Annotated in this window: 11 protein-coding genes; 5 read left to right on the forward strand and 6 right to left on the reverse strand. The window is 34.1% G+C overall.

The window, feature by feature from the left end:
* Positions 1-85 precede the first annotated feature (85 nt).
* A complete protein-coding gene (locus NST49_RS06395) occupies positions 86-814 on the reverse strand; it encodes a hypothetical protein (RefSeq protein ID WP_238336904.1) in 729 nt (242 codons plus the stop codon).
* 128 nt (positions 815-942) lie between these two features.
* Positions 943-1,575, reverse strand: coding sequence for a DsbA family oxidoreductase (locus NST49_RS06400; RefSeq protein ID WP_341047600.1), 633 nt, complete (start codon positions 1,573-1,575; stop codon positions 943-945).
* A gap of 201 nt (positions 1,576-1,776) precedes the next feature.
* Here NST49_RS06400 and NST49_RS06405 point away from each other — a divergent pair, with 201 nt between their 5' ends.
* Positions 1,777-3,450 carry a peptide ABC transporter substrate-binding protein gene (locus NST49_RS06405; RefSeq protein ID WP_187948383.1) on the forward strand — a complete coding sequence of 558 codons (1,674 nt, stop codon included), beginning with the start codon at positions 1,777-1,779 and terminating at the stop codon, positions 3,448-3,450.
* A gap of 70 nt (positions 3,451-3,520) precedes the next feature.
* On the opposite strand, the gene NST49_RS06410 is transcribed toward NST49_RS06405, so the two are convergent.
* Together NST49_RS06410 and NST49_RS06415 are read right to left on the reverse strand one after the other, a co-directional pair.
* Entirely contained in the window at positions 3,521-3,877 is a 357-nt protein-coding gene (locus NST49_RS06410; protein WP_023178683.1) for a hypothetical protein, read from the reverse strand.
* A gap of 139 nt (positions 3,878-4,016) precedes the next feature.
* The gene (locus tag NST49_RS06415; RefSeq protein WP_023178681.1) at positions 4,017-4,385 is read right to left on the reverse strand and encodes a DUF4828 domain-containing protein; all 369 of its coding nucleotides are present in this window, start codon (positions 4,383-4,385) and stop codon (positions 4,017-4,019) included.
* A 317-nt stretch (positions 4,386-4,702) separates the two neighbouring features.
* Here NST49_RS06415 and NST49_RS06420 point away from each other — a divergent pair, with 317 nt between their 5' ends.
* Positions 4,703-6,058 (forward strand): aspartate kinase, encoded by a 1,356-nt coding sequence (locus tag NST49_RS06420; RefSeq protein WP_341047603.1) that lies wholly within the window; start codon positions 4,703-4,705, stop codon positions 6,056-6,058.
* A 383-nt stretch (positions 6,059-6,441) separates the two neighbouring features.
* Here NST49_RS06420 and NST49_RS06425 read toward each other — a convergent pair whose 3' ends face one another.
* Together NST49_RS06425 and NST49_RS06430 are read right to left on the reverse strand one after the other, a co-directional pair.
* Entirely contained in the window at positions 6,442-7,266 is an 825-nt protein-coding gene (locus NST49_RS06425; protein WP_341047604.1) for an undecaprenyl-diphosphate phosphatase, read from the reverse strand.
* A gap of 123 nt (positions 7,267-7,389) precedes the next feature.
* The gene (locus tag NST49_RS06430) at positions 7,390-8,373 is read right to left on the reverse strand and encodes a YeiH family protein (RefSeq protein WP_341047606.1); all 984 of its coding nucleotides are present in this window, start codon (positions 8,371-8,373) and stop codon (positions 7,390-7,392) included.
* Between the two features lie 176 nt (positions 8,374-8,549).
* Here NST49_RS06430 and NST49_RS06435 point away from each other — a divergent pair, with 176 nt between their 5' ends.
* From NST49_RS06435 to NST49_RS06445, 3 genes are all read left to right on the forward strand, one after another.
* Positions 8,550-10,730, forward strand: a complete 2,181-nt coding sequence (locus tag NST49_RS06435) for a glycoside hydrolase family 3 N-terminal domain-containing protein (RefSeq protein ID WP_341047607.1) — start codon at positions 8,550-8,552, stop codon at positions 10,728-10,730.
* Between the two features lie 123 nt (positions 10,731-10,853).
* Entirely contained in the window at positions 10,854-11,363 is a 510-nt protein-coding gene (locus NST49_RS06440; RefSeq protein ID WP_023178672.1) for a PTS sugar transporter subunit IIA, read from the forward strand.
* Positions 11,364-11,698: 335 nt separating this feature from the next.
* On the forward strand, positions 11,699-12,421 hold the full coding sequence (locus tag NST49_RS06445; protein ID WP_034537215.1) for an ABC transporter ATP-binding protein: 723 nt from the start codon (positions 11,699-11,701) through the stop codon (positions 12,419-12,421).
* Positions 12,422-12,424: the final 3 nt, after the last annotated feature.

The raw sequence follows: 12,424 nt of genomic DNA on the forward strand, positions 1-12,424 counted from the left end.
GAGTCAGACAAGTAGATGTTGAATGAAATAAAAAAATAAACTAACACCTTTAGCATTGAAAATGTCAAAGGTGTTAGTTTTATTTTTAAACGAATAATAACAGAAAAGCATATCCAAATGACCCAATCAAAAAACTGCCAATACTGCTTTCTTGCTCTTGAGGCAATTCTTCTTTCAGCACATTTAAAATAATACCGCCAGCTATAAAAGCTTGTAAAATGGAAAGGACAAGTTCATTAACTTCGGTCAATACTCCGAGAAGCCAGCCTAAAAGAATCGCTGCAGTTAAAAGAATCCTGCCATATTGATCATAGATCTGTTTATGATCTCTGCGTAAACTCCAATCATTGGTAACGAAATGAACTCCTAAAGCGATAAAATAAAAAAGCAAACCGAAAAAAGTAGTGAATTCTTCTTGTACTAACAAGTATCCAATAATAGCGTTATAGACAAAAAAGGAACTCATATGAATCCAAAATACACCTGAACTAGTATTTTCAAATTGACTGTCTTTTTGAGAAGCTTTTACTAAACGTTCTAGAGAATAGAATAAAACCAAACCTACTAAAGCAATGATATAAATATGATTTTCAAGATATTGCCAAGGACTATTTTCTAATTCTTTAGATAAGACTTGTTGATAATCTTTCAATTCTGGAAGTAACATCACAAAGACATAAGAAACAGCTACTCCAGCTGAAAAAGACAAAAATTTACTTCGAGGAACTTTATCCGCAAAACGCATAGACTTAGAAAAAAAGTGAATTAGTGCAAATCCTATTGCACAGATAAAACTTAACCAAATATACATCATAAACCTCCTTTCTCCTTTAGTTTAACGTATTATAGAAATTTATAAAAAAGAATTGCTTTGTCACATTTCTAGGACAAAAAAGATTCAAATCTCTTTTAGTAAGGAGATTTGAATCCATTGTTTTTAGCTTAATCTAATTTTTTAGCATCCACTTCTGCTAATACTTGTTTGAATAATTCAACAGGTTGCGCTCCGCTGACACCATATTGCTCATCAAAAATAAAAAAAGGGACTCCTTGAATACCGATTTGAGCAGCTTGAGTTTGATCTGAACGAACAGCGTCTAAATAAGCATCTGAAGCTAAGACCTCTCGTGTACGTTCTTCATTTAAACCAATTGTGGTAGCTAAATGAACTAAAAAGTCATCATCATTTAACCATTTTCCTTCAATAAAATAAGCTTTTTTTGCTAATTCCATAAATTCATTTCCTTTGCCTTGCTCTTTAGCAAATTGAAATAAGCGATGAGGCTTTAACGTATTACCATGTTGAATAGCATCATAATGGTAGTTTAGACCAGCATCATTAGCCATTTGTGTTACTTGATGAATCATAGCATGTGCTTGTTCTGTACCCATTCCTTTATGGTCAGCAAAATAGTCTTTCATTTTACCTTCATATTTTTCAGGTGCTGTAGCATCAAGTTCGTAACTGTGAAATTCAATTTCTATATCTGAGCGATCTTTAATCGCTTCTTCTAAATGGCGTTTTCCAATATAACAAAAGGGACATACAAAATCTGACCATACTTCTATTTTCATCTTTACCACTCCCTATGATGACTGCTTACTAATGATTAGCTTAATGCTAAACGAGATTAATTGTCAAATAATGAAGCTTTTTTTTTAAAAAAGCTTCATAAAAAGCTTGCAAACAAGATTTAGAATGTGTATATTTATTAACAAGTTCTAATATGATTAAAGAATAATTAGAATAAGATGAGTGATCAGGGGGAATTAATGATGGAAAAGAAGAAGTGGTGGAAATCAGGGGCATTATTATTAACAGCAGGTATATTAGTTGCCTGCGGAAATGAAGCAGAAAGTGAAACGAGTAGTTCAAGCTCAAGTGAAGGGAACTTAGCAGAAGAACAAGTATTAAATTTAGTTGAAATTGCTGAACTGCCTACAGGAGATACAGCATTAGCTACAGATACAGTAAGTTTTACTGTTTTTAATAATGTAAACGAAGGCTTATACCGTCTTGACAAGGACAGTCAACCAGTTCCAGCATTAGCTCAAGAAGAAGCTACCGTTAGTGAAGATGGATTAGAATACACCTTTAAATTACGTGAAGATGCAACTTGGTCAAATGGTGATCCTGTAACGGCTAAAGATTTTGTTTATGCTTGGAAAAGAGTTGTTGATCCTGCAACTGCTGCTTCTTATTCATACTTATTTGAAGGAATTAAAAATGCGACAGCTATTATTTCTGAAGGCGCAGATCCTGAAACTTTAGGAGTAGAAGCCATAAGCGATTATGAATTAAAAGTTACAATGGAAACTCCAGTACCTTATTTCGTATCATTAATGGCATTTCCTACATTCTTTCCTCAAAATGAAGCATTTGTAGAAGAGCAAGGAGACAAATATGGAACATCTGCTGAAACAATGGTCTTTAACGGGCCGTTCACATTTACGGAGTGGGATGGTACAAATCTAAACTGGACTTATGAAAAAAATGATGATTATTGGGATGCTGAAAATGTATTCTTAGAACAAATCAATGTGGAAGTTATTAAAGAAACATCAACAGCATTAAACTTATACGATTCTGGCCAAATTGATCGCGTTAATTTAACTGGTGAATTTGCTAAACAATATAAAGATAATGCAGATTACACAGTTGAAACAGAAGCAAGAACCTCTTATCTTCAATTAAATCAAGAACGAGATGGGAAAGAAACATTATTAGCAAATGAAAACTTACGTAAAGCAATTGCAACTTCTTATGATCATGAATTGCTTGTTAATGAAATCTTGGCTAATGGTTCTCAAACAGTAGGAGGGTTAGTGCCTTCTGAATTAGCGTCAAATCCAACATCTGGAGAAGACTTCCGTGCAGAATCAGGAGACTACCTAGCCTTTGATGCAGATGCAGCTAAAGAATACTGGGAAGCAGCTAAAACTGAGCTAGGAACTGATACTATAACGTTAGAGTTACTTGGTGATGATGATGAATCGAATAAAAAAATTGGTGCTTACATGAAAGATCAAATTGAAACGAATCTACCAGGCGTGAAGATCACATTGAAAAATGTACCATTTAAATCTCGTTTAGAATTGCAAACAAAACAAGATTATGATCTAGCTTTAGGTGGATGGGGAGCTGACTTTGCTGATCCAGTAAACTTCATTGATTTAATGACATCAGAAAGTCCTTATAACCGTTCTAGCTACAGCAATGCTGAATTTGATGAATTGGTAGCTTTATCTAAAGGCGAAAATGCAACGGATGTAGATGCACGTTGGACAAACTTGCTTGATGCAGAAAAAATCTTATTAGATGAAGCAGGTGTAGCCCCTCTTTTCCAAAGAGCAGCAGCAACATTACAAAAAGAATATGTTAAAGATATTTACAACCACCAAGTTGGAGCTAAATACACTTACAAAAATGCTTATATTGAAGCACACTAAAATATAAAAAAAAGTTCTAAACTAAGATTACTAAATCTTTAGTTTAGAACTCTTTTTTTAACTCCTTTATTCACGGGATAGAATACGTAGAAACAATTTTATTTGTTTGGAAATCAAAAAGAATATTGCAGACAAATAGAATAGCTAAAACAAAAATGCTTGTAGAAGTGTCGTTTCCAAGATAAAAGTGAACAAATAAAGAATAGATTATAATTTTTGCAATAAGTTGCAAGCCGAATACCCGTTTTAATTTCTTTATTAATGGAAAAGAATTTTTTTCTCTGATATTTTTTATAATTCTGCGATCATTAACGAGGAAAATACGGACAAATTGATTATCAAAATCATAAGCGCCAAAATAGCGCAAAGCCAATAAATTACCCATCACATAAAAGAAAATCAATCCAATTAAAAGGTATTGAAACAAATGAAGTGCCCCTTTCTAGACAATGAAACTAGTTTAGTATTTAGTATAGCATAATGGTAAAAAAAATGATTTTTAATCCGTAGGCTATTCGGATAGAATATTAAAAAACCATCCATGAGATTACTTTCATGGATGGTTTTTATTCTGTTAAAACAAACAAATAATCTTTTTCGTCAGCATCGTCATAAAAGGACAGTGTGTTATTAGCCTCACGTTTAGCAATTAATTCATAGCCAAAGTGATCAGTAAAGACAAGTTTCTGATTCGAAACAGATGTGATACTCCCATCAATAGGCAGGTCATTAATAAAAAGCTTTCCTTCTATTGTTATTTTTAAAAACGTATGTGACTGATCTTTTTCCTGACTGGTCCAAGTACCAATATAAAGGGTTAATGGATTCTGAGTAGGAATAGAACGGGTATTTTTTTTCTTAGAAACAGATTTACCTAAGAGACCTGCTGCTACAGAAAAACCTAAAAGATAGTTAATATATCTATGCAATTTCATAATTTGATTTCTCCCATAAATAAGTAATAGAATAAGTGCGATTCAATAAATAAGTTGTTAAACAACAACCTCTATATTATAAGCTTATTTTGCCGAATTAAATAGGGACTAAAGTATTATTTTGATGTCAAAATGATGTTAAATAGATTACTAAAAAGATAAAAAGAATGGATTTACAAAAAGGAGAAGGTTTTTCTCTTAATTTACTATAAAAACTTGATTCTTATTTAAAAACAGTCCAAAATGTAAGAAGACGTATGAGAAGAAAGCTATTTTTTTCATACCTACAAATTGAAATGAAAAAGGATGTTACTTTGATGAACGTGATTAAATTTGGTGGAAGCTCTTTAGCTTCAGGAAGTCAGTTAAAAAAAGTAGTACAAATTGTGAAAGATGATGCTGCTCGAAAAATAGTTGTAGTATCGGCTCCTGGTAAGCGTTCAGCAGAGGACGAAAAAGTGACAGATCTCTTAATCGGTTTTGGTATGAAAGCTCTCGCTGGTCACGATTATAGTTCTGTATTGAGTAAAATCGTAAACCGGTACCAAACAATTGCAGAAGAATTAAGTTTGGGAACAGAAATTATTGGTGAAATAAGACAAAATCTAGATGATTTAATAAATGGAAATAAAGATGAACCAGATTATTATTTAGATGCTTTTAAAGCAAGTGGAGAAAACAATAATGCAAAACTAGTAGCGGCTTATTTTAATAAAGAAGGTGTACCAGCAAGGTATATGAACCCTAAAGAAGCTGGGTTACTTGTAACAAATGAGCCAGGAAATGCACAAGTATTATCAGAAAGCTATGAAGAATTGGCAAAAATGCGCGACAGTGAGGAAGTTATCGTTTTTCCAGGTTTTTTTGGATACACACGTGATGGGAAAGTTTGTACTTTTTCAAGAGGCGGATCAGATATTACTGGATCTATTTTAGCAAATGGAATTCATGCTGATTTATATGAGAATTTTACAGATGTAGATGCTATTTTTACTGCAAATCCTAATGTTGTTGAAAATCCAATTGGAATCAAAGAATTGACTTACCGTGAAATGCGCGAACTTTCGTATGGTGGTTTTTCAGTTTTGCATGATGAAGCTTTACAACCCGCTTTTAAATTAGGGATTCCGGTTCAAATTAAAAATACAAATAACCCTTCTGCTTCAGGTACACGTATCATGAAAGAACGCCAACTATCTGATCAAGGTGTAATAGGGATTGCTAGTTCAAGTGGATTTAGCAGTATTTATATTGATAAATATTTGATGAACCGTGAAATCGGTTTTGGGCGTAAGGTATTAGAAATATTAGAGTCAAGAGGAATCAGTTATGAACATATGCCTTCCGGAATTGATAACTTGACCATTATTTTACACAGTGACCAAATGTCTTCAGAAGAAGAACAATCATTATTGGTTCAACTAAAAGAGGAATTGGGTGCAGATAGTGTGAAAGTTGAACACGATATTGCTCTGATCATGATCGTTGGAGAAGGCATGCGTGAAAGGATGTTTACAATGTCTAAAGCAGCTACAGCTTTTTCTGAAAACAACATCAACATTGACATGATTAACCAAGGGGCATCAGAAGTAAGTGTGATGTTTGGGATTCAAGCAAAACATGAAGACTTAGCAGTGAAAGCATTATATGAAGCTTTTTTTGAAAAAAAATAAACGTACGACCAAAAGCACTTTTGGATACATTCATGTTCTAACCTAGGTATTCTGATATAAAAAAGTTAGGAAAAAAACTAGCCTCATACCAACTTTCAAACTCACTCTTTTTTCATGGAAGAGTGAGATTTTTTTGTTGTATAGCTGTTACGTGTAACTCAGTTTGATGAACAAGTGACCTTCTTTTTTTGTCTCACTCCTTCGTGAAAAGCCGTCTCATGAAAGAGTGAACCGAATTTTCCACTCTACTTTTCCGTCAATGGCCATTTCATGAAAAAGTGACGCCCGCAAATCAAAAAACTCATGCTCACTTCTGATGAATAGATCATCAAAAACGAGAATGAGCTTTGGAGTAGGGCATTTGTCCTGATTCAGCTAATGTTTTAACCAAATAAAAGGAAATAAGCAATAACAAGTATACCTAAAATAATTCTATACCAGCCAAAAGCTTTAAAGTCATTATTTTTAATGTATCCCATTAAGAATTTAATAGCGATAACAGATACAACGAACGCAACAATCATACCTGTTAAAAGAATGCCTATTTCTATTCCTGTAAAGTTAAAACCAAACTTAAAGAGTTTAAGGAAACTTGCTCCAAACATAATTGGGATAGAAAGGAAAAATGAATACTCCGTAGCAACAAAACGAGAAGTCCCAATTAGAATAGCACCTAAAATTGTTGCTCCTGAACGAGAAGTACCTGGAATTAATGAAAGAACTTGGAACATCCCAATTAAAAAGGCGGTTTTGTAAGTTAAGTCTTTAAAAGAGTTGACAGAACTTTCCTTGCCTTTATTCCGATTTTCAATAACGATAAATAAAAACCCATAAACAATCAACATAATAGCAACTGTCCAATAATTGTATAAATGATCATTTAACCAGTCATCAAACAGAAAGCCTAATACGGCTGCAGGAAGAACTCCTACAATTACTTTGTACCAGATAGACATAGTATCTTTCTTTTCTTGAGTTGTTTTCTTTGGTGAAAAGGGGTTTAGCTTATGGAAGAAAATCAACACTACTGCCAAAATGGCACCTAATTGGATGACGACAAAAAACATTTCTTTGAACGCTGCAGAAGCATCTAAGTTAATAAATTCCTCTACCAAAATCATATGACCTGTGCTGCTAATCGGCAGCCATTCAGTAACACCTTCGATAACTCCTAAAAAAGCAGCTTTCAATAATTCAATAAAAATCATGTTGTTCTCCTTTCAAATCAAAAACAGATATGCAAAATACACAAAATTAAGTATACCTAACTCTATTAGAATATCCTATAGTATTTAAATAAAATTAAGATTTTTTTAGATAACATTCAACCGTTACAGCAAACCTTGGAAAAATTGGATAAGTAAACTGCTGGCAGCAACAAAGAACCAGGTAATTAAACCTAGCAGAACAGGTTTTTTCCCTGTTCGTAAGAGATCTTTCAAGTTAGCTGATAAGCCGATAGACCCTAACGCCATTGCGATCATAAAACGTGAAAGCCACTTAGCTACTGAAATAAAAGCTTCTGGTAAAATACCAGTACTACTGATCAAAGAAGCCACGACAAACCATAAAATAAACCAAGGAAATAATTGTTTTAATGGTACTTTATCAGCATGGTGCTTTTTTTTGTAAATTTGGATACCAGCTATGATCAATGAAACAGGGATGATCAATGTAGCTCTGGTCAGTTTTACGATCGTAGCGTAATCTCCAGCTGTTTCACTGTAACTATAACCAGCTGCGACAACTGAAGAAGTATCATTAATAGCTGTACCAGCCCATAAACCAAATCCAGCATCAGATAAGTTCATCAAATGACCTAAAAATGGAAAAAGAAAAACAGCTACAACATTAAATAAAAAAATCGTGGAAATAGATAAAGCCACTTCATCCTCTTCGGCCTCGATGATCGGTGAAACAGCTGCAATTGCTGAACCACCACAGATAGCTGTTCCAACAGCTATCAAAGTTTTAGTGTTGAGGGGTATTTTTAACCATTTTCCCATTAAAAAAGCACTAATAAAGGCTACAGCGATCGTAATCAGCGTAACACTTAAAGATGAGAGCCCAGTCGTTCCAATATCTTGAATGGATAAACTAAAGCCTAGCAAAATGATGGAGGCTTGTAAGATTTTTTTTGAAGAAAATTTGATGCCCGGTTGGAAATCAGCTGGAATGCCAAGGGTATTATTTAGTAGCAGCCCTAGAACAATAGCAAATACAGCACTGCCAATAATTGGAAAAACAGTTCCTAATAATGTAGCAATAAGAGCAAGAGCTATTGAAAGAAAAAGTCCTTTGCTTATTTTTTTCATTGATTTTTATCGTCCTTTCTATTTGATACTGTTCAACTATAGCATATTTTTTTAGAAAAATTAAAAAAAGAGTGGTCTGTTTTTAGTTTTCAGAGGTATCATTTGAGAAACAAAAAATTAGATGATACAGTTGCAGTAAGAAAACGGTTTAATTTTGACAAGGAGGATAGGTTCTTATGGATACTACTCAACTTAAGCACTTGCTAGGAGAAATGACAAGAGCTGAAAAAATTGGTCAAATGGTCCAACTTGCAGGCGAATTCTATAAAGAAGAAGACAGCGAAAATACTGGTCCTATGCATGAAATGAATATGACTCCTAAAAAGATGACAGTTAGTGGTTCAGTACTGGGTATTTCTGGAGCAGAAACGCTGATAAATATTCAAAAGGAACATTTAGCAAAAAGTCGATTAGGAATTCCGCTGTTATTTATGGCTGATGTGGTACATGGATATCGAACGATTTTCCCTGTCCCGTTGGCTATGGCTAGTACATGGCAACCCGAATTGGTTGAAGAAAGTGCTAATGTTAGCGCAACAGAAGCAGCCGTTTCAGGGTTGCATGTTACTTTTGCACCAATGGTCGACTTAGTTCGTGATGCCCGTTGGGGTAGAGTAATGGAATCAACGGGAGAAGACCCATACTTAAATCAACTTTATGCACGTGCTTTTGTTAGAGGGTACCAAGGGCAGGATTTAAAAAATGATCCATTCTCTGTTGCAGCCTGTGTCAAGCACTTTGCTGGTTATGGTGCACCTGTAGCTGGGCGAGAATACAATACAGTAGAACTTTCAGAAAGGACATTGAAGGAAATGTATCTTCCAGCTTATCAAGCTGGAATCAGTGAAGGAAGCAAATTAGTAATGACGGCTTTTAATTCACTAGAAGGTGTCCCAGCTACCGCTAATAAGCCTTTAATGCGGGAGACTCTTCGAAAAGAATTAGGTTTTGAAGGAGTTTTGATTTCAGATTGGGCTTCAGTTGGTGAATTGATTCCACATGGAATAGCTAAAGACTTAAAACAAGCCGGAGAACTAGCTATACAAGCTGGAGTAGACATTGAGATGATGACAGGCGGCTATTTAAATTATTTAAATGAATTGATTGATGAAGGCAAAGTTTCTGAAGAACTTTTGAATGAAGCAGTCTGGCGTATCTTGACCTTGAAAAATGAATTGGGTTTATTTGAAAATCCTTACCGTGGTGCAAACAGTGAACTTGAAAATAACTTGGTGTTCAGTAAAGAACATCGAGAAAAAGCTAGAATCGTTGCTGAAGAATCAATTGTTTTATTAAAAAATGAAAAACAGGTCCTTCCATTAACTCACCATCAAAAGGTCGCTTTAATCGTTCCGAAAGATCAATCAAAAGACGTTTTAGGTCCTTGGTCTTGGAAAGGAGAACCTAGTGAAAGTGTATCGGTATATGAAGGTTTGTTAAACCATATCTCAAAAGAAGCTATTGTAGTAAAAACAATAGACCATTCAAAAAATGACAGACCAAAAGACTGGCTAGATGACGTAAGTACTGCTGACGTTATAGTAGCAGCACTTGGCGAATCTTCATATATGAGTGGAGAAGGAGCTAGTCGGAGTAACATTAAATTGCCGGCAGAACAGATTCAAGTGATTAAGGAATTGCGTACCTTAAATAAACCAATCGTTTTAATTTTATTCAATGGCAGACCATTAGATTTAACAGACGTTGTGCAAGATGTGGATAGTATTCTTGAAGCATGGTTTCCAGGAACAGAGGCTGGAACTGCTATAGGAAATATTTTATATGGTACTAAAAATCCAAGTGGGAAACTAACCATGTCATTTCCAAGAGCTGTGGGGCAAGTTCCGCTTTATTATAATCAAGACAATACAGGACGGCCTTTAACGGCTTACAACCAAGAAGACAAGTATCTTTCAAGATATTTAGATGTTGATAATCGGCCTCTTTTTCCATTTGGGTATGGATTAAGTTATACTCAATTCAGTTACAGTCCAATGAAAGTTACTTTATCTAAATCTGAAAGAGAACAGACAGATAAAATCATTGTAGAAACCACGATTACAAATAGTGGAAAAGTAACAGGATCTGAAGTTGTCCAGTTGTATATTCGAGATAAAGTTGGACAAGTCGTTCGTCCAATAAAAGAATTAAAAAGATTTAAAAAAATTTTGTTAGAACCTAGTGAAGTTGCAACTGTTCTATTTGAATTAAATCAACAAGATCTTGAATATGTACACCAAGATTTATCTGTCTCCGTTGAATCAGGAGAATTTGATTTGATGATCGGATCGAATAGTGAAGAGGTAGAAACCACTACAGTTTATTTAGAATTAAAAAAAATGAATAAAAATGCATAAAATGAGCAATTAGACAACCTTTTATCTTCTCTTTAACAGCACGTTTATGGTATCATTAAGTGCAAACTTCTTATTGTTCACGATAGGAAGTAGACTATAAAATAAAGAAAGTAGGAATTGAATATGGGTATGTTTGATTTTTTAAAAAAGGATAGTAAAAAAGATGAAAGTGCTGCAGCAAAATTATTTGCACCTGCAAATGGGACGGTTGTATCTATCGAAGAAGTAGCTGATCCAGTTTTCTCACAAAAAATGATGGGTGATGGATATGCAGTTATTCCAACAGATGGAAAAATTTATTCACCAGTTACTGGTAAAGTTGTTAGCGTATTTCCAACGAAACATGCAGTTGGAATTGAACTTCCTAATGGAGTAGAAATCTTATTGCACATGGGATTAGATACTGTTGAATTAAACGGTGGACCTTTCACTACAGCTGTTTCAGAAGGAGATCAAGTAACACCTGAAACATTGATTTCTACAGTTGACTTAGCTGCTCTAGAAGCTGCTGGAAAAGATAACGCTATGGTTGTTGTATTAACAAACATGGATAAAGTAGCTGATTTCACTTTAAGTGGTAAAGGACAAGCTTCTGCTTCAGCAGAAATTGGAACCCTTACAGCAAAAGCATAAATCTATTTGCAAAAAAAGTTTTAGAGAATTAAAGTTGATAGTTGAACTGCACCCCGAAAGCTAGAGTAGACTCTAACTTTTGGGGTGTATTTGTGTAGTTAAATAGAGTGATGAAAACCTAACTAATACATCTTTTAGTCTAAAATAATTTGCTAGCTTAATCTATCTATAAAAATCTGGGTTTCTTACTGTTACTATGTGCTGAAAAAATTATTTTACTAAATACAACATAAAAATGGCTGTAAAATAGAATGAAAAAGGGTATGCTTATTTATAATTGACTATCCAAATAAAAATTGATAAACAAGCTCGTAAAACGAGAGAGGAAGTATGAAATGTTAACAATCAAAAATTTTAGTAAAACCTATAAAGGAGATAAAAAAGTAGTAGACAATATAAGTCTTATAGTAGAGGAAGGAGATATTTTTGGTTTCATTGGTCATAATGGAGCAGGGAAAAGTACCACAATCAAATCGATAGTTGGTATTCTTGATTATGAAGAAGGAGAAATTTTCATTGACGGTCATTCGCTGAGAACAGACCCGATTTTATGTAAGCAAGTTACTGCCTATATACCAGATAATCCAGATTTATATGAACATATGACAGGTATCCAGTATTTGAATTTTATAGCAGATATTTTTGGTGTTTCTTCAACTGTTCGAGAAGAGAAAATAAAAAAATATGCAGAATCATTTGAAATCACCGGAAATCTCGGAGACCTAATTTCTTCGTATTCGCACGGCATGAAACAAAAACTTGCCATAATCTCCGCTGTAATTCATGAGCCAAAGCTACTTGTATTAGATGAACCTTTTGTTGGTCTGGATCCTAAAGCTGCTGTTGTCCTAAAAAAAATCATGCATGAACTTTGTGCACACGGAAGTTCCGTTTTCTTTTCAACACATGTACTGGATACTGCAGAAAAACTTTGCAATAAAATAGCTATGATCAACCAGGGAAAACTTGTTTTTTCAGGCACTATGGAAGATATGTTGAAAGAGAAAAAAGGCAATTCATTAGAAGAAATCTTCATAGATATTTTGGATCATGAATAATCA

Origin of the sequence: Carnobacterium sp. FSL W8-0810 (assembly GCF_038007125.1) — a bacterium.
Lineage (GTDB): Bacteria > Bacillota > Bacilli > Lactobacillales > Carnobacteriaceae > Carnobacterium_B > Carnobacterium_B inhibens.